Below are 24,949 nucleotides of genomic sequence, written 5' to 3'. Positions count from 1 at the left end.
CAAAGGTAGTAAGATTGGAAATGCTAAACAGGAATAATATATTTTCGTTGTTCAATTAAACATCGACAAATGAAAAAACAGTTCACCTTATCCGCCCTCCTGATTGTAGTAACCCTTTGGAGCCAAACATTATGGGCTCAGAATGAAAAACGTTATTCTATTGAGATGAGCTTCACATTCAACGGGAAAACCGTTAAAACAACACTAGCCTCCACGAGTTACAGTATTAACCGGGAGGTTTACGAAGAAGACAGTGCCTATGCTCCTAAAAAGTACATTTATTACTCTGCCACACCCGTAAAGCTTGAAAAGGATCTGTTACTGGCCATCAAAAACAAAAAGGCCAGCTATGATATCCTGATTACTATGACCGATAATTATGGGAAAGAAGCTAAAAAAGAAACCCTGCTAAAAAAAGCAATGATATCCAGTATTTCGGAGTCATACTCACCGTATAATTACGACTATGCAGGCTCTATTAGCCTGGGCATCAATGCTGAATCTATTGTTTTGGACGGTGTTGAATTATTACCGTAGCTCCATCATTCCAGAAGGATACAATAAGTCCCGGCCATTTACATTGCCGGGACTTCCTGTTTATGCTCGAATTCCATTCGAATACACTTATTCCATCCGTTCTTCAAGGTGGGCAATCTTACCATCGGCAGTCATGCCCTGTATTACTACTCTAAAAGCATCTGTTACATCGTTATTATAGAACGAGATCACCGCCTGTTTGGTACGCGGATCGATGGTTACATTAGGATTCCAATACAATGTAGTTCTTACATCGCGATCAGCTCCCGGTGCCGGTTCTGTTGTTAAATATTTAGGAGAATAAAATTCGCGGATATTGGTATAACCCTCTACCCTGGCACTGGGTATGCCGGCTCCCGGCTCCCGTTTTACATCATTCCCTCTTCTTGTGTAAATGGCAATTGCACCATTACCGCCATTAAATCCACCCATAAAAGGCGGGCGAAAAGCCTTTATAAATGCCACGTCTGTAATATTAATGGACGACACCATACTGATGTCAGCAGGTACTTCATCCACATAAATTTGCGGGCTGCCACCACGCCAGCTGAGGGAGGCGCCCGCACCCTGCCCTGTTATCTGCAGTCCGGCCACTTTTCCCTGCAGGTAAGTGAAGATATCTCCCACCATTGCGAACTTGTCATTAATCAGGTCAAAACGGATTGCATCACCACCACTGAATAAACCAGACGAGTACTTTTCATCCATCTGGTCGATCAAAGGTTTGGCCTTGGCCTGAACCGTTACCACTTCCAGTTCTTTATACTTGCTTTTGCGAATATTATCACTCAATTCTGCAGAAAGCAATAAATGCCTCCATAATCCTGTTGTATCGGGAAATAATGAGCTGTTATTGAACTTGCCGACCGGTGGCGTTCTTAGTTTGTTAGGCAAGAACAAAGCGGTAGCGCCTTTGAGATTTTTATCCTGGAACTGGTAATAAACCTGGGCTGTATCAAACAAAATCACCGAAGGGTCATTGAAAGTGCCGTTTCTTTGAACCGGCACCAGTAACATTCGATTCTGCTGATCTTTTTGCGTCAGGATCATCATAGCCGCCGAGCCATCACCGATAGAGCCGGGCATTATGCCCGTTACTGTACCCGACAAAGACATATAGGAAGTGTCTCTGGGAAAAATAACTTTGGGAATGACACCGGAAACAATTTGCTGCCAGTTTATTCGGCGCCATCCATTGGTAAGCATTACCAAATCGAGCTTCTGCTGTTTTTCTTCTGAAGGATTAGTGAAATAGTAAGCCGCATTATTTACTTTACCCTTCAGTTCGCTGGTAAGCATTAACGTGGACAAAATATTATCACTGGTATCGGCATCAATGCTGAGGTCAGTTACTGAAACAGATAAAGAAGACGCAACGTTCTCAGGTACCGTTATTTTAACCTCATCCCGGGCTCTGTAACTCAGGCCCCAGCGCACCACTTCCATTTCGGGTTTGAAAATATAGGGGGCATTGTTATCAATATAGGTAATGCGTTCCGCGAGCGGTTTCCAACTTTTATCCAACACGGTGATCGTTAATACGCCATAAGGCAGATTAGCAGTGGGTACAATACCTACAATATCTCCCTTTGTAGCTTTGGCTATGGTAAATACAGGATGCTGAAACATGGTACCAACCAGATAAACACTATCTGAGTTAGTTGCAATATCGGGCGACAGGTTTACCCTGAATTCTCTTTTGCCCGGCGCTACTTTTATCTGCAAATGAGCGCCGCTTCTTTTAACATCCGGAAGCGGTGTTGCATATTCTTTGTTTTGCTCATCCTTCCATTTAGCAGTGAAAGAAGAACCCGCAAGAGGATTCAATAGTACAAACCCCATTCCATCATGCTGTACACGAAGACTGTCGACCACTTTACCGTCGCTGCCGGTAACTACCCCTTTAATTTTTACGGGACGGCCCCATTGATCAATGGCTTTAAACGCTATTTTATTAGGAAACCCCGATATGAGGTCGCCACTCTCCGGGAAAAAATCAAGCACCGGCTTTACCACCGGTTTCTGCATGGCTTTTAAAGAATCTTTATTGAGAATATTGATCGTCTTCCTGTAAAGAAAAGATGAATCGAAATTCAGCATCCAGCTGGTATAAGCTTTTACCGATAAAGACCGCCCTGTATACTCCGCAGGAATATCAAATTGCCCGTTCGTAAGGCCGTCTACAAGGGGTGCTACAGTATGTTGCAGGATCTTTCCTTTTTCATCAATCCAATCTATATAAAAGTTCTTACTATCATTAGCCGGACTGATTTCATTTAATACATAAGCTTTAAACCATATTGTTTCACCCGGTGAATAAGACGATTTATCATAATGCAGGTAGGCCCGCTCTGGACTGAACCTGGTTGCATAGTTTTCCAGTTGCGCCACTACATTTTGTGCAGAAAGGTAGTTTCCCCATAACGCAGCCACAAAAAGCAGGCAATACCTGGTCATCAAAATTTTATATTTCATCTGTTATCAATTCGGTTCCAAAACAGGAAAATTAAAACTGTATCGGCTTACAACAAAATCTTTGCAAATATTTACAGGAATTTTATGATTCAATAGCAGGTATTTAAGCCACCAGTCCTTAAATTTCATTTCCGGGATGACAGATATCCAAAAAAGATACAAAACTGTACGCTATTACCACTTAGCAACCCGATAACATCAAATACTGACTCATACAAAACAAATGCAAGTTATAGGTTGTGTACCGATCTCCTGGATGATAGTTTCACCAAAACATTTTATGAAAAAAACGCAATGCTTATCGCTCCTGCTTTCAATAATCTGGTACAGTCTGGCAACACAGGCCCAGACAATTGTATATTACCCTACGGTGATGAAAAATAAGGAGCCGTTGTTATATGGCGGCGTAACAGCACAGAGGCCGAACGGGGATTGGACATTTCGACTGTCTGTATCAACAGCAGACGACAGCACTACTTACTATTATCCTGTCAATAGACTTTCCAGACAGGTAAATATTGCTTATTTCCTCAATACGCGTAGCATTAATATTTCACTCTATCTTAAACAGCAGATAAATATCGAAGACATACGGTTTCGCGTTTTTGAGAAAGATAGCAGTGAAACTGCCAGCTGGCAACCCGCAAAGGGAAGAGTGGTCAGGCAAAACGAACGGGACGGATCCTATCAAACCAATATATTCCTGCCCCCCATTGACTGTAACAACAAGGTATTGTACCTGCAGGCCTATCATATTAACGATCCCGAAAGCCTGCTAACCCAGATAGTGAGTACGAAACTTATAACCCGCCCATCTGTTGCTGCCTTCTACCACTTTTATAGGCCCTCAAAAAAAAAGATGCATCAGCAGGACAGCTCTGCATACACAGATGTTAAACCACTTGTATCAAAAGCATTAAAAACTGTAGACTTGAATGAACAGCAGGAGATCCGCTCCGGACAGCTACTCCTGGCCACTGACAATGAGCCGGCGCTGTATCACGCCTTTATTATTCGCAACTACCAGGGGGTCGACGATTCTATTGCATTAAACCGGCAGTGGGAACAGATCAATACCAGCAATTCCCGTCCGGATTCATTATTAAAAGATCTACCGCTGCAAGTAGGATCATCAATCTATACGATAGCTATTCCTCAGGAATATATTAGCAGACCAGGAGCATACAGAGTGGCTGTTATACCCGGATTTTTGCAACCAGGCTCGTCAACCAGATTCGCACACGCTTTCCCTGACCAAAGTGTTACACTTAACTATACTGTGCTGCGCACCCGGACCTGGCGCGACTGGTTGATGATAGTATTAAGCGCTGTTGGACTACTGGCCATTCCCATTATTATTGTTATTCTTTACAGGAAACGAAGACAAAAAACGCAGCTTCTATATCAGGAACAATCAGCAAAGGAAAGTCGTCTCAAATTGGATTTTGTGCGGGCCCAACTGAATCCTCATTTTATTTATAATGCATTATCGGGGATACAAAATCTTTTACAGAAAAATAATATGCAGGCAGCAGATAAATACCTGGCTAAATTCTCCAGATTATCTAGAAAAATATTAAATGATTCAGAGCGGGAACTTATATCTTTAGAAGATGAACTACAGCTCCTTGATGACTACCTGCAGATGGAACAGATGCGATTTGGCTTCCATTACAATTTTCAAACCGGTGAAAACATTGACCCCATTAACACAGAAATTCCTGCTATGCTCGTCCAGCCCTTTGTAGAGAATGCTGTCAAACATGGCGTTTCGGCTGTAGCTGATGGACACATCACTATTCAATTTGAAAAAAGCGGGTCTAATATACTGATCAGCATCTGCGACAATGGGAAGGGCTATACACCCGGTATCTCAACGGGTAAAGGATCAACGCTATCGCAAAACAGGATCAGCCTGTTGAATGATATCTACAAAACAACCCCCATCCATTTATCCGTTACTACCAATAAAAAAGGAACTCTTGTTCAAATCACTTTAAAAGACTGGCTGGCATGAAAGCAATTATTGTCGATGATGAATATCATAATATTGAAACCTTATCCAGGTTACTCATTAACAACTTCCCCGAAATTCAAATTGCAGGTTCGGCCGGCAACGTCAGCGAAGCAATCTTCCTCGCACAGCAACATCAGCCAGACCTGGTTTTTCTGGATATACAACTAAGAAACGAAACTTCATTTGACTTTCTAAATAAAGTAGCCAACAGATCATTCGAGGTTATTTTTGTAACCGCCTATCACCAATATGGCATAGAAGCTATAAAGTATGCAGCGCTGGATTATTTACTAAAACCCATTGATCAGTCAGAGTTACTGACGGCTGTGCAAAAAGTGCGCAAAAGAGCATTGGAAAAACAGCGTATAACCCAGGTTGAGTTCCTGATCCATCAATTGAAAAATGCCGATCAGGGCTTTCAGCGGATCGCTCTTCCGTTATTTACAGAAACGCGCTATGTAGAACTGGGAGATATTATGCATTGTGAGGCGCAAAATTCTTATGCTCTTTTCTACCTGAGCAATAACGAAAAAATATTGGTTTCACGGCCACTTAAAGAATATGATGAATTGCTTTCACCGCGGGGCTTCATTCGTTGTCACCAGACACATCTTGTCAATCCTAAATACATTAAAAGCCTCCTGAAAGAAGATGGTGCAAGTTTACTATTACAAAACAACACCAAAATTCCTGTATCTAAATCGAAGAGGGAGTTTGTAAAAAAATCTCTTGCAAGTTAGCGGACCATTATCTGCTGCCCGATCGAATTACATTACTAATTGTTTTATTGCTTAAAAAAAATCTATACCCAGGGTTACCTTTTCTTCTTTGCAGTATTAAGAAAAAACTTTGAAGAAAAGTTGATCAAGATTAGTTGATTTCAAAAAATTATTTCACCTTTGCACAGCAAATAAAAACAATAACAATGCTACGCACAATACATATCAATTCAGCGAAATGCTTTAGCCCGTTAGGCTACAGCGGGGCTGGGGTATTGATGTATCATGCGTTTTATTAGCGAAAAAGCATTGAGGACATACAGCCCCGCCCCAACAGGCGGGGCTTTTTTATGCCCCGACAGATCAAAAACAGTAACTGAAAAATGATTTTATGTAAACCCAAAAACAATAATACCCGACACAACAGTCATGGCATTTATGAAGCAGGCACAACAGTATACTTTACTGCTGAATGGCTACGCTTTGCCTTCATAAAATCCAACAACATACCACAGAACCGGACTCCTCCTTCAAAGTGATAGTTTTAAATATCTATCATTGAGTAAACCCGGTCTGTTTTAGATCGGGTTTTGTTTTAAAACAACCGCTATGATGTACTTAATAATTATTATGGGAATCTATCATCTCTTAAAAATAATCTTTAGAAAAGAAAATCCAGATGAAACGAGGCCGGCGTCCCGTGCAGTGCATGAAGACACAAGGCATCCGGCCGAAATACAGCTCCGTTGACGACCTGCATGAAAACACCAGGTGACAAAAGCAGAGAACGATCAGCATGAGCCGCAGGACACGGCGGCCATGCGATCTTCTGCCAACAGCTGATTACACTATTTAATAATAATAAACGGAGGGTTGGCAGAGCGGTATTGCACCGGCTTGCTAAGCCGAGGTTGGGGTAACACCCAGGTAAGTTCGATTCTTATACCCTCCGCCTAACCGGAAGGAATCCGGAAAAAATTAAGACAATGAAAAAAGAATATCTGTTCATAATGACAAAACAAGACAGCGCCCATCAAAGCGCAATGTTGCACTACATTCTTATAAACGCATTATGGACACAAAACTTAATAAACAACGGGGTGATGCAATTCTTTCCTACAGAATTCAGAGCGAACGAACGAAAAAAAGAAAGCGTAAAACAGATTTTGATAAACGTCTGCTGAAAAAAAGCAGGGAGCATAACGCTCTTTACGAACAAAAAAGAAACCTGGGTTGGGAACCGGTTCACCCTCCTTACCAGCAGGGATGGAAAAGATACTTCATATTAAGAGCCGATGTTCGAACAGGAAAAAAAAGCGACTTCTTTCAGAACATCTTAGACAAAGTAAATACGATACAATATAGTTGGAAAAAAGAATTTACGGTGAAGCGGAGAAAATACGGTAAAAAGATATTCGTACCCAAACCCCAGCATTTGCAAACATATCGGGATTGGGAATTGCGAAAGCTGCATTTATCACCGGATGAGCTGCAGTTTTTCCGGGCAGATTGGATAACAGATAAATATGGCAAAGAATACCTGCTATATGTATTTACCGAACCCCGGAGGTTTCAACTCACCATTCAGCCTAATATGATCGATAAACGAAGAAAGCTGGACACTGCATTGGAGGCTGAAATAGATTCGATCGATCGATACATGACAACAAGACATCTATACCCCTACCTGGTCAGGCTGGAAAAAGGCAGGTTTAAGTACAAAGAATGGAAACGGGAACCCAAAGCTCAATATATCCGGTTCATACGGAAGCATTCTACTCATGAATGGTTAAATATGATCGAAACAGGAATGATTTAATACTAAAAACATGAAACAGCAATGGCGTACATTAAACGGAACAAGATTGCAGCTTTCTATTAAAGAGGCTGTAAAGCACCGGCTGGCGCTGGAAACGGCTGCCGGTCATGAAATAAAAGTATGTATAGGTACAGACAGCCAGGTTAAAGGCGGTGAAACCGACTTTGCCACTGTAATTGTATTTATCAGAAAAGGGAACGGAGGATTTATGTTCGTTCGCTCCGAAAAGACCAGTTACAAAATGAGCGTTAAGGAACGGATGTTATCTGAAGTCATGAAGAGTATGGAGACTGCTTTTGACTTGTGTGACGTTTTCACGGCATACAATACAGCGTTAGAAGTACATGCCGACATCAATACTGATCCGGCCTTTAAAAGTAATGATGCATTAAAAGAAGCAATGGGCTACATAGCAGGACAGGGTTTTACATTCCGTGCAAAACCAAATGCGTTTGCCAGCACCAGTTGCGCCAATAAAATTGTACAATGAGACCAACAGAACAAAAAATAATGAACCTGAATGGCATCTTTGACGGAAGCCAGATAGACACACGCGTACTGTATATGCACGAGTTCAGCCATATACCCAGCACACACTACATGCATCAGGTAGACGGAGCCAAGGCTTTCTCTAAAGTAAAAGAATTGCTCATGGCATATACGACTCAGATATACCAGCAACATTGGTTTAAAAGAGCTAAAGGAAACTATCAATACAGTAAAGCTGTCTTCCTGTTAAATAATGCCTGTATCGTAGAACTCGATGATAGCTATTGCGAGATATTGCATGATGGCAACCAGGATGAGTTGATCATGAAACTTACTACTTTATTGAAAAATTTCCAGGAGCGTAACAAAAGACAGCCCCTGGAGATCAACCTTGTTATTCAGCAGGGAAGCCGTATGTTCTTAAGAGAAATGGAAATAAAGAAGACCCGGTTAGATTTGAACCTGTTTTACGAAGATGAATTTAAAGCAGTAGATGCGACTATAGTGAAGCGCCTGAGGAATAAAAAAGACAAAGGTATTGTGCTATTACACGGTTTACCTGGCACCGGTAAAACCACCTACCTGCGACACCTGGTTGGGAAAATAAAAAAGCGGGTGTTGTTTCTTTCTCCATCTGTTGCCGGCAATATTACTAATCCGGATTTTATTGAACTATTGGTCGATAACCCGGAAACGGTACTTATTATAGAAGATGCAGAGCAGATCATTACGAGCAGGAAATATAGCAGTAACAGTGCGGTATCCAACCTCCTGAATGTATCAGATGGTCTTCTGGCTGACTTTCTCAACGTACAGATCATTTGCACGTTTAACAGCTCTTTATCGGCTATAGACAGCGCGTTATTAAGAAAAGGAAGGTTGATCGCCCAGTATGAGTTTGGAAAGCTGGGCATCAATAAAGCACATGTGTTAAGCAAGCATTTAGGGTTCGACACACTGATCAATGAGCCGATGACCATCGCAGAGATCGCCAACCAGCATACGGCAGCCGAACCAATTGAAGATAAAAAGGTAATTGGATTTAGAATGAGTGGCTCAAAAGCGTAATTAAAGATATGATGAGGCATTGCTGATTAAGGGCCACGAATGCACAAATGTGGTTTTGAAGTTACCTTCTGAACCACAGGTTTAAAGAGTTTTCAAACCTTTGTAGCAATTACTTATTTAATAATTTGGATAGTCTGAATAATGATCTTTTGTTTTGATTGCTAATATTTTTAAAGCGTATTTGTGTATTTGTGGCATTTTAATTCGGGCTACTGATCATTCGTTGGTTTCTGCAAAATAGTTATCATACAGCGATCTTACCTTCTTCTTGATTCGCTGAACAAAAAAACGGGGAGTCAGAACAGTAAGACCTTCACCAAAGCCGATCAGTTCCCGCTCCAATTCAAAATTGGGGATCACGGTGATGGAAAAGACGACGCCATCTTTGGTTTCCTCCACAATAGTTTGAGACGAATGAATCGGTTTGGTTTTGATATAGGGCGCCTGAACAGCGTTTGCTAAAAAAGTAATATCGATAGGGTTGTCGCCTATGTTACGGGTTACACCAATGATATCTTTAAAGTACTCCTGTGGATGAAAGCTGCGGTGTATGCGATAGGGCTCATCAGGCAGTAAAGTGATGGCTTGTATCCTGTCTAGTGCAAAAATAGCGATCTCTTTACCCTTCCGGTTCATAGCCAGCAGGAACCAGCGGTTACGGTATTCTTTTAATAAATAAGGATACAGTACTATATCCGCTGCCTGCCGGGCTTTGAAGGACTGATAAGTAAGCTTCAATGTTTGTTTATTGATAATCGCTTTATGCAGGGGATCTAACCAGTCAATGCCGGTAAGCTGTTCATTTTTCTCAAAATCGATAACAGCATGTTGATCGTGGTGCTCGCTGTAGATCTTATCCTCCAGCTTATACAGCATTTCATTCATTTCACTAAAATGGCTGAAACCTTTGAACTGGCGGAGCAACTGGGATATTTCCTGTAATACACCCAAATCCTGTGCGGTAAGGGGAATATCGGTGATCGCATAATCAGGATCATCGTAAGTGTAATACTTTTTATCGACGACAATGATAGGTGCATTGTAACCCAGCTTATCACTTCGCATGGCGTTTAAGTCCATTCGAATGGTACGCAAACTAATCGGCTTATCAATGCCTTCATAGTCGTATAAAGCGTCGGAGCAAGCGTCCATAAGGTTTTCAATGGTCCATTTACGACGACGGTTCTGGAGGCATTTATCAATCGTTCTATAACGGATCAATGCATTTCGATTAACAGGCATGAACTTTTTTTAAGAAAAATAAAGAATAATTTTTACTGTGCAAAATGATTGCATAGCAGAAGACAAATCTTTGTTCACAAAGCAACGCTTTTTATAATAAACAGGTATCAAAATTATTATTACATATAGTTTACCCCCCCTTCCAGCCAGTGGAGACACTGGTCAGGGCTATGCTGAGGTTTGTATCTCACAAACCAGTCGGATGCATTTCAATAAAATTGATACCGGTTTGTTATTAGCATAAAGGAGGTACAGCAGGAAGCGAAGTATGGGTTCGAATCCCATAAGAGTGACAAAAGTTCTGTGATCAAAGATATTGCCGCAAGGCAAAACTAGCTATCGCTACGGTACACATAAACCGGGTGGCTGTTTTAAAGGCAGCGCAGTGCAGGCGTAGTAACGTTTTGTATGCTGTTATGGATACACGAAGCATAGCGCCAGGATCTGTGGGTCGGGGGTTCGACTCCCCCTTTCGTTTCATACGAAGTAGCTCAATCAGGTAGAGCAACAGAGTTTTATGCGGGTTCGAATCCCGCTCCGATCAATTCGGGTAGTTCAACGGTAGAACACCAGACTTAAAATCTGGAAAACAGCAGCACGCACTGCTTTACCAACGCGTTCAGTAAAGCGCCGGGCGGCCGGGGACTATTTCTTAACCAAAGAATTATAGTCTCCACCGGAACGGGCCTGTAGACAAGATGACCCGGAAAGAAAGGCATTAGCTTCTTCATTAGAATACCACAACAACTATTGCTGTTGTATATTTTGAAGAACCCAATTATTGGAAATTCCAGTTCGCTTTTCTCCGCCGCGTAATGGTTGCCGCTCCGGAATGCTTACTGTATTGATAACTTTCAAAACCAAAAACAATATATATGAAAAGGGTAAAAATCAATGCTTATCAAGTCGGGCTTGTATTTAAGAATGGCGTATACGACCGACTGCTGACCGAAGGCAATTATTGGATATGGAGCGAAACGGTTACCATTTATAACCGGCAGGGAGCGTTCACACCACCTATAGCCTTGAACCTGTTATTGCAGGACCAGGAATTGGCCGCCATGCTGGAAGTGTTTACCGTAAACGACCAGGAACTGGTATTGCAGTTTGAAAACGGCATCCTGAAAGCAGTGTTAAAAGCCGGAGAATATGCATTCTGGAAAACGCTGGCCGTTAACTACAACTTTATAAAATTGGATACCTCAGTGTTAGATATTCCAGCTAGTATAGAAAGAAGCCTTTTGCAACATGCATTGGTGCAGCCTTTCGTAAGAACAGCAACCATTGAAAGTTTTGAAAAGGCGGTGTTATTTGTAGATGGAAAATACAATAATCTGCTTGACAGTGGTGTATACTATTGGTGGAAAAACGCGGTACCGGTATTTACTGCGAGGGTCGATACCCGGCAGCAACAGCTTGAGATCAACGGGCAGGAAATTCTAACCAAAGATAAAGCAACTTTACGTATCAATGCCTGGGCACAGTTCAGGGTTACCGATATTGAAAAAGCCATTCTGCAAAACAAAGACTACGACAAGCAATTATATGTTGCGCTTCAACTGGTACTGCGGGAGTACATTTCTGGCTATAACTTTGATGAGCTACTGGAAAAGAAAGACGCCATCGGAGCTTTCGTAATGCAGTCAGTTCAGGAACAGGCTATGGTATTAGGCATTGAAGTCCTGAGCTTTGGCATCAGGGATATTATACTGCCAGGAGATGTAAAGGAGATCATGAACCAGGTATTGATAGCTGAAAAGAAGGCACAGGCAAACACCATTACCAGGCGGGAAGAAACGGCCAGTACCCGAAGCCTGTTAAACACGGCAAAATTAATGGAAGAAAACGCAGTATTGTGGAAGCTGAAAGAACTGGAATACGTTGAAAAAATCGCTGATAAAATCAGCACTATCAGCGTCAATGGCAACGGGGCTTTGGTAGAACAACTCAAGCAGATCTTTATGCCGCAGCAATAGAGTACATCCGATACGAAAGTGTCGGATGTTTTTTTGAAAAAAAGAATATTTCCACCATGAACATGCCGGATGGATCACATTTTTTTATAGTAATACATTCTGTGCAAAACTATTGCACAGTTGAGTTATAATTTTATTTTATGAGAGAGATACAAAACAAATTAAAAGAGATAGCGGCCGATAAGAACATACATTTGTTATATGCCTGCGAAACAGGCAGCCGGGCATGGGGATTTCCATCTCCGGATAGCGACTATGATGTACGATTCATCTACCGGCACGATACCCAATGGTATCTGTCTTTGAGCAAGCATAAAGATAGTATCGAGTTAATGGAAGACGAACTGGATGCAACCGGGTGGGATCTGAGAAAGTGCCTGTTACTATTGAACAGATCAAACGTACCGCTGATAGAACGTTTTCAATCGCCCATAATATACTGGGAAGAACCCGGTTTTAAAGCTGATTTTAAAAAACTGATAGCCGGGTATTACAACCCGGTAGCCGTCTTTTTTCATCACTATTCTTTAGCTATAAAATTTTGGGAGGAAATAAAAGAGCAACCCGATTATAGGTTAAAGTCTTTATTTTACCTGTTCCGCTCGTTATTATCCTGCAACTGGATCATACATGATGACAGCGTACTACCAATGGATATAGAAGGATTAATGAAATACAGCCGTGAAGAGGTGAATACAAGTATAAGGGAACTTATAACCCTAAAAAGCGCCCAACCCGAAAGCTACAGGCATCCCTGGGACTTTGATATAAAGGAATGGATCATCCACTCCTTTAGTGTGCTGGATCGGGCGAAGCCGTCTCTAAAGGTCAATAAACCAGGTATGAATGCCTTAAATGATTACTTTTTAAAAACAGTATATGCAAACCATAACCATAGAAACAGTTAAGAAAAATGGCTGGCTTATTTTTGAAGGTATTGCTGGAAGCCGTGCCTATGGATTAGATACGCCCTCGTCTGACACCGACATAAAAGGCGTATTTGTTTTACCTAAAGAGCTTTTTTATTCATTGGATTATGTTCAGCAGGTTTCCAATGCAACCAATGATATCGTATATTTTGAATTAAAAAGATTTATAGAGCTATTAGCCAAAAACAATCCGAATATACTGGAGCTGTTAGCGTTGCCCGATGAGTGCATCCTATACCGGCATCCGCTGATGGAGAAGATACAGCCTGCTGTTTTTCTTTCCCGGCTTTGCGAACAAACCTTTGCCAACTATGCTTATGCTCAAATAAAAAAGGCATGGGGACTGGAAAAGAAAATGGCCAACCCGGTGGAACCTGAAAGAAAATCATTATTGGATTTTTGCAATGTATATACCGGTCATCCAAGCATGTCGCTAAATACTTTCCTGTTGCAAAGGAATTGGCAGCAGGAAAATATTGGTTTGCGCAGTGTATCCCATTTGCGGGATTGTTACGAGATGTTTTATAGCATGGATGGTCATTATAGCGGCATCCTTAAAAAAGAAAGCGCCAATGATGTGGCATTAAGCAGCATTAACGCGCAGGCAATCCCTGTGGGCCTACTATATTTCAACAAAGACGGATATTCTGTTTATTGTAAAAAGTACAAAGAGTATTGGGATTGGGTGGCCAAAAGGAATGACACCCGGTATACCCAAAATCAACAACATGGTAAAAATTATGATGCCAAAAACATGATGCATGTATTCAGGCTACTCATGATGGCCCAGGAAATAGCTTTGGAGCAGTGCATCAATGTTCGCAAAACAGATCGCGACTTTTTATTGGCTATAAAGCGGGGAGATTTTGAATATGAAGATTTGCTGGAACGGGCAGGAACAATCCAGGCAAAGCTTCCTGAATTATTTAAACAATCGGGATTACCCGACAGTCCCGACCTTTCCCTCGTTAATGAATTATTGATCAATATGAGGATGGCTTATTATCAGTAAAGGCTGCCGCGGCAGCCCTTATTTATGCAATAAGAAAACCAACACTAATATAAGAAAAATTGACTTATTTTTCAGGGTTACCTAATTCCCAATCCCGTATTAATCTCCGCTATGCGTGTACTATAACTACATATCGAACAAACACCGGCAGTGTAAGCTAACATCTGCCAATAAAAAAAATTTACTGTGCAAAAACATTGCACCGTAGTACTTCAACTTTACATTATCAAACAGAGCGGACACAATCCCGCTTAAAAAATATTTTATGAGCAAATTAAGCTTAACCGGAAAGGAATTAAGAAATATCGGCTATCCCGAGGGACCTGTCATTTCTATCGCTATGAACATCATGCAAAAAGCCTACAAACATGAAAGCAAGGAAACAGCCCTCAAAGTTTTAGGTAATATATTGGCTTCGCCTCAGGACTATAGTACCGATGATGTTTTTGGCTCCATTGCCCATCAACTGCTGCCTCAACAAGAGTTGGAGCACAATGGCATTTCACTAAATCAAACGGGAATTCAGTTCAACATTTTTGGACAGGAACATATCGAGGAAGGCGCTATGCACCAGATGTATACAGCAGCTAAATTACCGGTAGCAGTAGCAGGTGCACTGATGCCCGATGCCCATCACGGCTACGGACTTCCTATTGGTGGTGTGCTGGCAACTGAAAACGCTGTAATACCCTACGGTGTTGGCGTGGATATCGGTTGCCGGATGTGCCTGAGCATTTTTGACATCGATCCCCGCGAGCTGGTACAACGCGAGCATTACTTCGCCAGGGAGATCAATGAAGCGACACTATTCGGTAGTGGCGCCCAGTTCAAACAGGCCGCTGATCACGAAGTGATGGATCATGAAGCCTTTAGCTTACTGCCTTTGTTAAAGCAATTACATGGACGAGCCTGGAAGCAACTGGGTAGCAGTGGAAGTGGGAATCATTTCGTTGAATTTGGAGAAGTAAGCATTGACGAAACCGACGACACATTGCAATTACCTGCGGGTAAGTACCTGGGACTTTTATCGCACTCTGGCTCAAGAGGTTTGGGCGCCAATATTGCGAATCATTATACAAAAGTAGCAATCAGCAAAAGACGCTTACCACAGGAAGCCAAAAACCTGGCATGGCTGGATATGGCCGAAGCAGAAGGGCAGGAATACTGGCTGGCTATGAACCTGGCAGGCGACTACGCTTCTGCCTGCCACCATATCATTCATGATAAAATAGCACGCCAACTGGGTCATAAGCCACTGAAGCGGGTAGAAAACCACCACAATTTTGCCTGGAAAGAAATGCTCGACGGTAAAGAAGTAATTGTACACCGTAAGGGAGCTACACCGGCAGGTAAAAATGTGCTGGGCATTATACCAGGTAGCATGACAGCGCCAGGTTTTATTGTAAAGGGCAAAGGTGAAGCAGCATCTATCTACTCTGCGTCACATGGTGCGGGCAGAAAGCTGAGCCGGACCAAAGCGATGCAAAGCATCACCGAAAAACAGCTAAGAGATGAACTGGTGAAGCATAACGTTACTTTGTTAGGTGGCGGTTTAGACGAAGCACCATTCGCCTACAAGAATATCGAAGAAGTGATGAAGGGACAAAAGTCGCTGGTGGACATCGTTGGACGCTTTACGCCTAAAATTGTAAAGATGGACGGCACTCCGGTACGCACCCGGAAATCGCAAAAGCAGGATATCGTTGAAGGAGAGTAATATAAACCTGATCACATCAACGGGCTGTCTGTTAAGGACAGCCCGTTCTATTTTACCCGAAATGAAACCGATCTGGCTTTGCTAATCCCTTCCTGGTTCATGTAGGTATTTATATAACCACAATCATGAAACGGGCAGCAAGAGTGAATTTACCTAATTGCGTTAGCGCAAAACGACAATCCCCGGTAACTTCTATCACTGTCTTCACCACTTCACACACATATTCCTTTTGGGAGAGAATATCCCGCTGAAGTAATTTACCGGATATAAGATGCGGCACGTACACCCCTCCTGACTCTATAAATCTTCACCTTTTATGGGTTTATTTAAAACTTATAACTATATCCTAACCGGATAACCTGTGTTTCATAATAGTCATTACTGGTGTACCTAAAACCCATTCCGTCAATCTTTCTTTTAATGACCATTGTGTTTAGCAAATCAGTTGCATTGAAGAATAATTCGCCCTTGCCTTTCTGTACTATTTTTTTCGCCCCCGCATCAATCGAAAATCTCGATAAAATCTTACCCTGAGAAATAATATCAGGTGCCAGGTATACAGCTGTTAATTGTGCATCCCACCCTTTTGCAAAACGCAAGGTATTGTTCAGTTTCAGGTTGCCCGACATGGCAGATCGCTGGTCAGCGGAAAAGGTATTCGGCGCAGGATACTTGTTTTGTACGGTAAAAGCATTTATCTGGTTTCGGTAAATATTACCGTTGATGTTGAAAGAATAGGCATCAGATACCTTTTGGTTCACAATGGCTTCCATGCCAGTGTTATAGCTTCTGCCGGCATTTTGGAATATGGCATATATAAGTGTACTACCCGGAACTGTGCTTGAAATTCTTGTAATGGTTCCATTGGCAAAACGATGGTATAGTGCAGCATAAAAATAACCGCGGCTCCAGGTATTCTTATACCCTAATTCTATGGAATTGGTAAATTGCGGGCGTAACGCAGGGTTCCCGACTTTGATAATTTCTGCGTCATCATATTTAGGAAAAATGCGAATGTCCACTTCGTTCGGCCTGTCCACCCTGCGATTATAGAATACAGAAAGTTTATTATTCTCATTCAATTTATAAGCCAGCCTCATATTGGGGAAGGGTTGTGTATAGTTGTAACCATCACTTTTGTAAGTACTGTGGTTGGGGTTTACATCGTACCGGATTTTCACGTATTCCATTCGCAGGCCTAATTCAGCTTCCCATTTTTCATTTTCAAAAACATAGTTCCCATACACGGCTGGTATCAGTTCTCTATAGTCTGCCCAGCCTCCGGCCTCCATATCCAAAACGGAATTGGCTCCCGGCCTGAAATCCATATTGGTGGGAATGCTCCGGTTACGCAATTTGATACCTGTTTCGATACGGCCATATTTCAAGGGCCTGATGTAGTCTATATTGAAATCATATACCTGTTCATCTGACAGCAATTTGAATGCATCTGTTCCTGTAGACGAAGGCAGGTAATTATCGTAAAAATATTGCTCGTCCTCCCTGTGAAAGGTGTAATTAAAACCGACGTTCAATAAGTGTCCTGCCTCCTTAAACCTGTGCATGTAAGATGCTGTAGCCATTGCAGTAGTTTTCAGTTCATCTTCAAGGAACTGCCAAAGACGTAACCGTTGTGAGATAGCCCCGTTAAAAAATGGCTGGTCTCCACGGTCTATAATCTTCTCACTTCCGTACATTCCCGAAACGGTCAATGTATTTTGCTCATTAATGCTCCAATCAACGCCCGCTTTGGTAGTCAGGAAATTAGTGTTCCTGTTGCGTTTCAATTGCGAATTGATAATCGTACCATCATCATAACTCCTGGTTACAAACTCATTTTTGTTCAGCGTTTGTGTATATAAGTTATCTGCCTGAAGAAAGAGATTTACCCTATCTTTTCTATAATTGAGCGATACTGATGGATTGATTTTCGGCGTAAAAGTGTATTGGGGTCTTATGCTCGGCAGGTTTTCTTTCCGTACCCAAAGTGAACCCAGTCCCGAAGTCAAACTCACTTTGCCGTTAAAGCCATTCTGCTTGTTTTTCTTCATTATAATGTTGATGATACCTGCATTGCCGTTAGCATCATACTTTGCGGAAGGGTTATTAATAATCTCTATTTTATCTATGGCAGATGCGGGAATATTATCCAAACCTGTTTGGCTGCCAAAACCTGTTAAAGCAGTTTGCTTACCGTCAATTAAAACCGTAACCTTATCGTTACCCCTTAATTGTACTTTACCGTCCTGTACCGTAACACCGGGCAGATTTTGCATACTCTGTAAAACCGAACCTCCGCTTTGGCTGATATTGTCGGCAACAGAGTAGGTTTTCTTGTCCAGCTTGTTACTTATACCGTTTGTTTGTGTTGTAACGGTTACCCCCTCCAAAACCGTCGATTGCTCGTTTAACTCAATGAGCGGAAGATCTAAAAACGCTGAAAGGCTGCCAACAAACAAAGGTTGTTCCTTAGGCTCAAATCCTGTAAAGGAAATGTACAAACGATAGTTTCCAGGCTTAATACTGGCAATGAAAAACCTGCCTTCATCATTAGTTACTGTTCCGGCTACAAATGAACTGTCCTTTTCATTTTTCACAACAACGTTTACATAAGGAAGAGCCGATTTATCTGCCTTATTTCTTATTATACCTGAAATAGCAATGGATGAAGCTTGTGCATTAGCTACCGAAGCTGTAATAATCGAAATGAGTACAAAAAACAACCTGACTTTAAGCATCTCCTTAGTCTTTAACCTCTTTTAAAAATTTACCTGAGTTATCAAAAATCAGCTCCTTGCCTTTTACTTCTACCTCGTAGGTAACAATCCCTTTATCATCTGTGATTTTTTGCTGTCGCTTTGATTTTTTGTCCTGCATAGTATTTGGCAACATGGGCTTTGGCGTTAGCAGGCAATTCGTCCTTTTTGATTTCTGTTTCTGTTTCAAGTATCTTTCCCGAAGCATCCATCAATACAGAATAACCAGTCGTTGCCACTTCAAATCCTGCTTCATAGTTGCCATTCTCTCGTTCCCATTTTAACACCTTCGCATTAGGATATTTCTCTTGTAGCGATGATTTTACTGCTACCGGAACTACCTTGTCTGAAACTTTTTGTGCATTGGCCAATAACACATTTACCAACGCTAATAAGACAAAAATCACCTTTCTCATTTTTTTTATTTTTAGGCCTTAAAATTTCAAAATGATTTTGAAGAAATTTGGAATGGCTTAATGTAACTCATTCACGTTTCATAGTTTTCCGGGTTATGAATATCATTAGAAACATTAAAAAAATACAAATAAGAGACGCATTAAGCGTTCCGAGTTCCATTCCTCCTTTCGCTAACGGTTTTGTGAGAAAATCACCGAATGTTGCGCCAAAGGGCCTGGTAAAAACAAATGCGATCCAGAATACCAGAATATGATTAAGTCTGGTCAAATAATGTAATAACATTACCAGCATTATAACGATCCCTGTTACCAAGGCACCAAGCAAATAATTTAGCCCTAAGTTGTCGGTTAAGAAATCACCAAACGCTGTCCCCAAACTATTGGAGATCAGAACAGTTGTCCAGAATAGTAATTCTTTCTGCTTTTCAATAATTGGATATACTTCCAGGCTTTTATACCATCTATACCAAATAAGTAAAACACCAGCAAGACTGATCGCCAATAATATGCTTCCCAACAGATATCCCACTTGTAGGGTTCGATCAATAAAATCAGAAATCTCAGTACCTAATGTCGTGGTTCCGATTATAACAAACCAATATTTTACAGGATTATATTCTTTGGCATTAAGTTGTATTAACAGCGCAATAATTATAATTATTGAGGTAATACCTAACCCGATCACATACCCGTAATTGAGGGTCATAGCAATGAAATCCCCCAGCGTTTCCCCCAAGGTTGTCGCTATCACTTTCATTAGCCAGAATAATAGCGTGATGGGAGCTACCTTATTTAATCGCTTCATCTTCTTTTACAACAAAGCTATCGTTCAATTTAGAGGAAATTTTGAATGGCACAGATCAACGTTTCCGCTTTCCCCATTTGTACTGGTGTGTCCAATAGCTTAGCTTCATAGAAAGGAAGCCCATACCTGCACCAACCAGCACATCGCTTATGTAATGCCTGTTATTGGCCATTCTTAATATACCTACGGTACCCGCTATACCGTAGGCAGCATAGGGCATCCATTTAAACCGGTGTTTGTATTCCTCGCTCAAAAAAGTAGCTGCCGCAAAGGCATTCGCCGTATGACCCGACGGGAAGGATAAGTAATTGGAACCATCGGGTCTTAGCTGGTGTGCATATTTTTTAACAATACCAACGGCTACAAGGTTAAACAACTCACCTTTTAACAATATAGCAGTGCGGTTAGCCAGGTCGGTTTTAGATTTAACCCCCAATGCATCCAGTCCGTACGCAATGGCGATAGGACTGTGTTGTAAATAGTCGTCAATATGAGTGCCAAAATGAAACAGGTGCTCATTGCGTTCCTCTGCAATTTCGTTTTTGAAAGATTCCGGCTTATTGCTGTTAAGCGCGATGCCAAGGCCGGTTAACGCCACAGGCACATACAGTTTTTTTATTTTGAACTGTTCTATTTGTAACTGTATCGTATCCTTTACATGGGTACTGTCTAATGATTGCGCGTTAATCCTAGAGAACGGGATTAGCAACATGCATACACACAGCCTCAAATTTCTCATTATTAAAATTTACAGGTATTTTTTATATTTCTGGCTAAACCTTTGCAGGCTGTAGTACTGCCGTTGATATCACAATGACAAAAATCACCTTGCCCCCATCTTTCCATTTTTGAATCGCTCGCTGGCGGTTTGATAGTTCGCAACGGTTTCGTCGGCTAATGTTGGATCCAGCTTTTTTTGTTCTGTTAAAGATTGATTAGCCGTCGTAAATACAAACTGTTTTATTCGCTTACGGTCATCTATTTGCGTAAACAGGTTATTTTTTAACATGCCCAGCGTTCTGTAATTCCCTATAAAAGCCCGTTCTGCACCGGGTTTTACCTGGTTAATATCTTTGCCGTACAAAGCAGTATTATAGCTCCACCCCAAATATCCAAACAGTGTAGGCAGCAGGTCTATTTGCGATACCAGGCGATCTATTTTTTGTGCAGGTTGTTGCAGGTTATAAATAATAGCAGGTATATGGTGCTTATCAATATTGATTTCCCATTTGCCCGCACTGCTGGCACAATGGTCTGCCACAATCAGGAACACTGTATTTTTAAACCAGGGTTTTTGCTGCACTACGGCAATGAATTTACCTAAGGCATAATCTGTGTATTTTACTGCTGCATTCCTGTCGCCCTGTGGCAGGCTAATCCTCCCTTCAGGAAAAGTGTAAGGCTTATGATTGGATGTTGTCATTACAAACTGGAAAAAAGGTGTGCCGGCACTACTACTTTTATCCGCATATTTAATTGCCTGTTTGTACAAATCTTCATCACAAATTCCCCAGGCATTTTCAAAGCTCACTTCATCGGTGGGGATATTGTACCGCTGTGTTTCAATCTGATCGGACAATGGATTTCCGCGATCTCTATCTACTATATCAAAGCCCTGGCCGCCAAAAAAGTTATTCATATTATCGAAATAGCCATCTCCGCCATAAATAAAATAAGGATGGTAGCTTTTTTGTTTAAGTATTGTAGCAATGGAAAATATATGTTCGTTGTGGGGCCTTCTTACAATACTATTGCCCGGCGTAGGCGGAACGCAAAGTGTGAGCGCTTCCATTCCTCTTACTGTTCTTGTGCCTGTTGCATACAGGTTGGTAAAAAAGATACTTTGATTGGCAAGGCTGTCATAGTTCGGCGTAAGGTTATCTTTATTTCCAAATGCTTTCAGAAATTCCCCGCTGAAGCTTTCTATCGTAATCAGGATAATATTGGGATGGATTTCATTTTTTCCCTTTGTTATCCTGTTAATATTGTCCCATTGCCCGGAAGTGTATTGCTGATTCTCCTGTAAAAGTGTTTTCTTCAATACAGCATACGCCTGCTGATCGCTGAGCTTAGGATAAAAAGTATCGTAGTCCAGCTCATTAGACCTTAAGGCGGCAAAGAATGAAAACACTCCGTTTTTGCCCAATTCATTTATCACCAAATTATTGCTGAAATCAGCCTGTTTATTTTTCATTATGCCCAGTAACAGAAAAGCAACAGCCAATACAGGAAGCATATAAATTGTCCTGACGCGCATAGGCAGTTTGTCGGAAAACGCATTTCTTAAAATGCCTTTCTTGTTTAGCAAGATGAATATACCTGTTACAAAAGCAATTAAAACGGCAATGATTAATGGTAACGGATAAGACTGATTGATATTGGACACCACTTCGTAAGTGTATATCAGGTAGTCAACTGCTATAAAATTGAATCTCACCCCAAACTCGTCCCAAAACGGGAATTCGGCCATCAAACTAAAAAATATAATGATAAGGACTATGGAAAGATAAAAGTAGGTAAAGACCTTATCCGCCCATGACCCAATCCATCTTTTGGGGAAAAGCAGGAGATAAACGGCATATAGTAAGAGAAAAGATAGTCCTGTGGTAATGTCGAAAACCAAACCCGTAGCAAACGCTCTTAAAAGGTAGATAAAATTAAAATCCAAATCTTTTGCCGACCAGATAAGAAATACAACCCGGGTCAGAAATGAGAGGGCTATATACAAGCCTAAAATAATAAATAATATGGAAAATCTGCCGCTGGTAAGCTTACCCAATAAACCAGCTAAACTTTTCTTAATATCCATGCCCGACTTGCTTTTAACATGTAAAGTACCAATGTAATTTAGAATAAATTTAGAATTTCTGTATGTGTAGCATACTTTTAAAGAACCGATAAAGTTAAAACAACGATTTGCCTAAAATGTAACCGAAAAAATATGCGCCCGATCTTCAAAACGATATGTGGCATGCCACCCCTGAAGATTGCATATTTCCTGAATGATAGACAAGCCTAGTCCGCTACCGCTATTGTCGGCAGACATCCTCGAAAATCTTTTAAACAAGAAATCGGTATCAAGTGCCTGATCCCCCGAATTTCTAACTACAAAAGCCGATGTCGATAAGGCTACCTGTATGGCTCCTCCCAGCGAGGTATGACGAATAGCATTAATGAGAAGATTATTAATTAGAACTTCTGTTAAACCTATATTGCCTTTCTTCTCAATTCCGGGTTGGAGATCAGTACTAACCTTGATATTTTTCTCCTTAAAATGCTCCTGTAGTCCATCCATACTTTGAGCAACCAAAGTATCGAGGCTAACAAGTTCGGCTTTATCAAACTGGCTATTTTCGATCTTGGCAAGCAACAGCAAGTTTCTATTGATGCGTGCACTCCTTATCAGGGCTTTGTTCATTTCTTCAGCAATATGGTATTGCCTTTCGGTCAGGTCATCGTTCTGCAGCAGAATGTCCAGCTTGTTTTTCAATACGGCTAAAGGAGTCTGCAATTCGTGGGAAGCATTCTCCGTGAATTCCTTTTGGCTTTTATAAGCAGCTATATTATGCTGAAGTAGCTTGTCAAGCGTCGTATTCAGTTCAGCAAACTCAATGGTATCTGTTTCCTGAAACTCAATCCGGCTTTGACTGCTTAATTGAAATGATTTTAGTTTCTGTAAAGTATCCCGAAACGGTTGCCATAATTTTTCAGAAAGCCTCCTATTCAAAATCCAAAAACCGACTACCAAAATCAGGAAGAATAACAATGTAACCATAGCAATGTAGGTTACAGTTTCTTCGGTTTCTTCCACGTTGGTTTCTACAACCAATACATAGTTTCGGTTATTTATTTTAATATTGGTTTTTAAACCACGAAAGCGATCTACGACCTCTTTTCTGGAAGGATAAGTATTTTCCCGCCTGACGGTATACAAACTGTCTTTCGATAAGCTTCTTCGCACATTTTCTATTTTGCTTACCGGCTGTATTTCGTTCCAGAATTGAATGCTTTCGGCTAATTTTTCATCGCTGATCTTTTGCTCATTAAATTCATTTTCTATCCGCTCTGCAATAAGTTGATTGTTTTCGTCCAGCTCCTTCAGCCAAATCCAGTCTACCAAAAGAAAATACGAGGGAACGCTCAATGCAAATACAATAAATGCAAAGAGGGTTAGTTGTTTGCCCGATTGATGTAATAAATTTTTCATCCTTCCCATTTGTAGCCTGTACCGTAAACCGTCTTTATACATGCTTCACAACCGGCATCGCTCAGTTTCTTCTTAAGGTTTTTAACGTGCGCGTAAACAAAATCATGATTATCGAGCATATCGGCGAAATCACCTGAAAGATGTTCAGCCAACGTACTTTTGGAAAGTACCCGGTTCTTATTCCCGATAAAATAGATAAGCAAATCAAATTCTTTTTTGGTCAATGTAACAGGTTGGCCATTCACAGCAACCGTTTTCGCCAGAAGGTCAATTTCCAATTCGTCCTGCTGTATCACATTGGAGTTATTAAATTGTTTTCTTCGGATGAGGGAATAAATACGCGCCGTCAATTCTGACAAATGAAAGGGCTTTGATAAGTAGTCATCGGCTCCTATCTGCAAGCCTTTTATTTTATCATCTACAGAGTTTTTTGCCGAAATGATAATAACACCATCTTGTTTATTTTCCTTCTTCAGTTCTTCTAAAATCTTAAGTCCGTTTCCATCCGGCAATGTTATATCCAACAAAATGCAGTCATAGTTAAATACATCTATTTTGTTCATGGCTTCGCTAAAGCCGGAAGCAAGTTCACACAGATAGTTTTCCTCGGAAAGATATTCTACAATACTCTGGGCGAGCTCCTTTTCATCTTCAATAATTAATATCTTCATTCGATAAATTTACAATTTCAATTTTGAAGAAATTTGGAATAGCCTATATATGATTTCTATCGCGGAATAGATTCAGGTAAGATTCACTTAATTA

At 41.1% G+C, this 24,949-nt stretch carries 19 protein-coding genes and 1 tRNA gene; 11 read left to right on the top strand and 9 right to left on the bottom strand.

Features of this window, described 5'->3' with window-relative positions; all coding sequences use genetic code 11:
* Nucleotides 1-69 precede the first annotated feature (69 nt).
* Nucleotides 70-537: a hypothetical protein gene (locus ACLOAU_RS02850; RefSeq protein WP_427860319.1), complete on the top strand. Its 468-nt coding sequence runs from the start codon at nucleotides 70-72 to the stop codon at nucleotides 535-537.
* Between the two features lie 87 nt (nucleotides 538-624).
* Here the strand turns inward: ACLOAU_RS02850 and ACLOAU_RS02845 are convergent, their stop codons facing one another.
* Nucleotides 625-3,012 carry a hypothetical protein gene (locus tag ACLOAU_RS02845; protein WP_427860318.1) on the bottom strand — a complete coding sequence of 796 codons (2,388 nt, stop codon included), beginning with the start codon at nucleotides 3,010-3,012 and terminating at the stop codon, nucleotides 625-627.
* A 280-nt stretch (nucleotides 3,013-3,292) separates the two neighbouring features.
* On the opposite strand from ACLOAU_RS02845, the gene ACLOAU_RS02840 reads away from it, so the two are divergent.
* The 6 genes from ACLOAU_RS02840 to ACLOAU_RS02815 all read left to right on the top strand — a co-directional run bounded on the left by ACLOAU_RS02840 (nucleotide 3,293) and on the right by ACLOAU_RS02815 (nucleotide 9,124).
* The gene (locus tag ACLOAU_RS02840; RefSeq protein ID WP_427860317.1) at nucleotides 3,293-5,029 is read left to right on the top strand and encodes a sensor histidine kinase; all 1,737 of its coding nucleotides are present in this window, start codon (nucleotides 3,293-3,295) and stop codon (nucleotides 5,027-5,029) included.
* Entirely contained in the window at nucleotides 5,026-5,769 is a 744-nt protein-coding gene (locus tag ACLOAU_RS02835) for a LytR/AlgR family response regulator transcription factor (protein ID WP_427860316.1), read from the top strand. Before ACLOAU_RS02840 ends, ACLOAU_RS02835 begins: the two co-directional genes overlap by 4 nt.
* 846 nt (nucleotides 5,770-6,615) lie before the next feature.
* Nucleotides 6,616-6,700: transfer RNA gene (locus tag ACLOAU_RS02830), tRNA-Ser, on the top strand.
* Between the two features lie 120 nt (nucleotides 6,701-6,820).
* Nucleotides 6,821-7,567 carry a hypothetical protein gene (locus ACLOAU_RS02825; RefSeq protein WP_427860315.1) on the top strand — a complete coding sequence of 249 codons (747 nt, stop codon included), beginning with the start codon at nucleotides 6,821-6,823 and terminating at the stop codon, nucleotides 7,565-7,567.
* A gap of 10 nt (nucleotides 7,568-7,577) precedes the next feature.
* Nucleotides 7,578-8,057, top strand: a complete 480-nt coding sequence (locus ACLOAU_RS02820) for a ribonuclease H-like YkuK family protein (protein ID WP_427860314.1) — start codon at nucleotides 7,578-7,580, stop codon at nucleotides 8,055-8,057.
* Nucleotides 8,054-9,124, top strand: coding sequence for an AAA family ATPase (locus tag ACLOAU_RS02815; RefSeq protein ID WP_427860313.1), 1,071 nt, complete (start codon nucleotides 8,054-8,056; stop codon nucleotides 9,122-9,124). Before ACLOAU_RS02820 ends, ACLOAU_RS02815 begins: the two co-directional genes overlap by 4 nt.
* Nucleotides 9,125-9,340: 216 nt before the next feature.
* Here the strand turns inward: ACLOAU_RS02815 and ACLOAU_RS02810 are convergent, their stop codons facing one another.
* Nucleotides 9,341-10,366 carry a helix-turn-helix transcriptional regulator gene (locus tag ACLOAU_RS02810; RefSeq protein ID WP_427860312.1) on the bottom strand — a complete coding sequence of 342 codons (1,026 nt, stop codon included), beginning with the start codon at nucleotides 10,364-10,366 and terminating at the stop codon, nucleotides 9,341-9,343.
* Between the two features lie 875 nt (nucleotides 10,367-11,241).
* Here ACLOAU_RS02810 and ACLOAU_RS02805 point away from each other — a divergent pair.
* The 4 genes from ACLOAU_RS02805 (at nucleotide 11,242) to ACLOAU_RS02790 (ending at nucleotide 16,000) form a co-directional block, all read left to right on the top strand.
* On the top strand, nucleotides 11,242-12,342 hold the full coding sequence (locus ACLOAU_RS02805; RefSeq protein WP_427860311.1) for a slipin family protein: 1,101 nt from the start codon (nucleotides 11,242-11,244) through the stop codon (nucleotides 12,340-12,342).
* A gap of 140 nt (nucleotides 12,343-12,482) precedes the next feature.
* Complete coding sequence (locus tag ACLOAU_RS02800; RefSeq protein ID WP_427860310.1) at nucleotides 12,483-13,250, top strand: nucleotidyltransferase domain-containing protein; 768 nt, start codon at nucleotides 12,483-12,485, stop codon at nucleotides 13,248-13,250.
* Nucleotides 13,222-14,283 (top strand): nucleotidyltransferase domain-containing protein, encoded by a 1,062-nt coding sequence (locus ACLOAU_RS02795; RefSeq protein WP_427860309.1) that lies wholly within the window; start codon nucleotides 13,222-13,224, stop codon nucleotides 14,281-14,283. Before ACLOAU_RS02800 ends, ACLOAU_RS02795 begins: the two co-directional genes overlap by 29 nt.
* Before the next feature lie 265 nt (nucleotides 14,284-14,548).
* Complete coding sequence (locus ACLOAU_RS02790) at nucleotides 14,549-16,000, top strand: RtcB family protein (protein ID WP_427860308.1); 1,452 nt, start codon at nucleotides 14,549-14,551, stop codon at nucleotides 15,998-16,000.
* A 326-nt stretch (nucleotides 16,001-16,326) separates the two neighbouring features.
* On the opposite strand, the gene ACLOAU_RS02785 is transcribed toward ACLOAU_RS02790, so the two are convergent.
* The 7 genes from ACLOAU_RS02785 to ACLOAU_RS02755 all read right to left on the bottom strand — a co-directional run bounded on the left by ACLOAU_RS02785 (nucleotide 16,327) and on the right by ACLOAU_RS02755 (nucleotide 24,855).
* Nucleotides 16,327-18,738 carry a TonB-dependent receptor gene (locus ACLOAU_RS02785; RefSeq protein WP_427860307.1) on the bottom strand — a complete coding sequence of 804 codons (2,412 nt, stop codon included), beginning with the start codon at nucleotides 18,736-18,738 and terminating at the stop codon, nucleotides 16,327-16,329.
* 95 nt (nucleotides 18,739-18,833) lie between these two features.
* Entirely contained in the window at nucleotides 18,834-19,172 is a 339-nt protein-coding gene (locus ACLOAU_RS02780) for a PepSY-like domain-containing protein (RefSeq protein WP_427860306.1), read from the bottom strand.
* Nucleotides 19,173-19,239: 67 nt separating this feature from the next.
* On the bottom strand, nucleotides 19,240-19,977 hold the full coding sequence (locus ACLOAU_RS02775; protein WP_427860305.1) for a COG4705 family protein: 738 nt from the start codon (nucleotides 19,975-19,977) through the stop codon (nucleotides 19,240-19,242).
* Between the two features lie 55 nt (nucleotides 19,978-20,032).
* The gene (locus ACLOAU_RS02770) at nucleotides 20,033-20,716 is read right to left on the bottom strand and encodes a phosphatase PAP2 family protein (protein WP_427860304.1); all 684 of its coding nucleotides are present in this window, start codon (nucleotides 20,714-20,716) and stop codon (nucleotides 20,033-20,035) included.
* A gap of 84 nt (nucleotides 20,717-20,800) precedes the next feature.
* Nucleotides 20,801-22,786, bottom strand: a complete 1,986-nt coding sequence (locus ACLOAU_RS02765) for an LTA synthase family protein (RefSeq protein WP_427860303.1) — start codon at nucleotides 22,784-22,786, stop codon at nucleotides 20,801-20,803.
* A 111-nt stretch (nucleotides 22,787-22,897) separates the two neighbouring features.
* Complete coding sequence (locus ACLOAU_RS02760) at nucleotides 22,898-24,184, bottom strand: sensor histidine kinase (protein ID WP_427860302.1); 1,287 nt, start codon at nucleotides 24,182-24,184, stop codon at nucleotides 22,898-22,900.
* Nucleotides 24,181-24,855, bottom strand: coding sequence for a response regulator transcription factor (locus ACLOAU_RS02755; RefSeq protein ID WP_427860301.1), 675 nt, complete (start codon nucleotides 24,853-24,855; stop codon nucleotides 24,181-24,183). Before ACLOAU_RS02755 ends, ACLOAU_RS02760 begins: the two co-directional genes overlap by 4 nt.
* Between the last annotated feature and the right edge of the window lie 94 nt (nucleotides 24,856-24,949).

Origin of the sequence: Paraniabella aurantiaca (assembly GCF_050309965.1) — a bacterium.
Taxonomy (GTDB): Bacteria; Bacteroidota; Bacteroidia; order Chitinophagales; family Chitinophagaceae; genus Niabella.
This window is presented reverse-complemented; position numbering and strand designations above follow the sequence as displayed.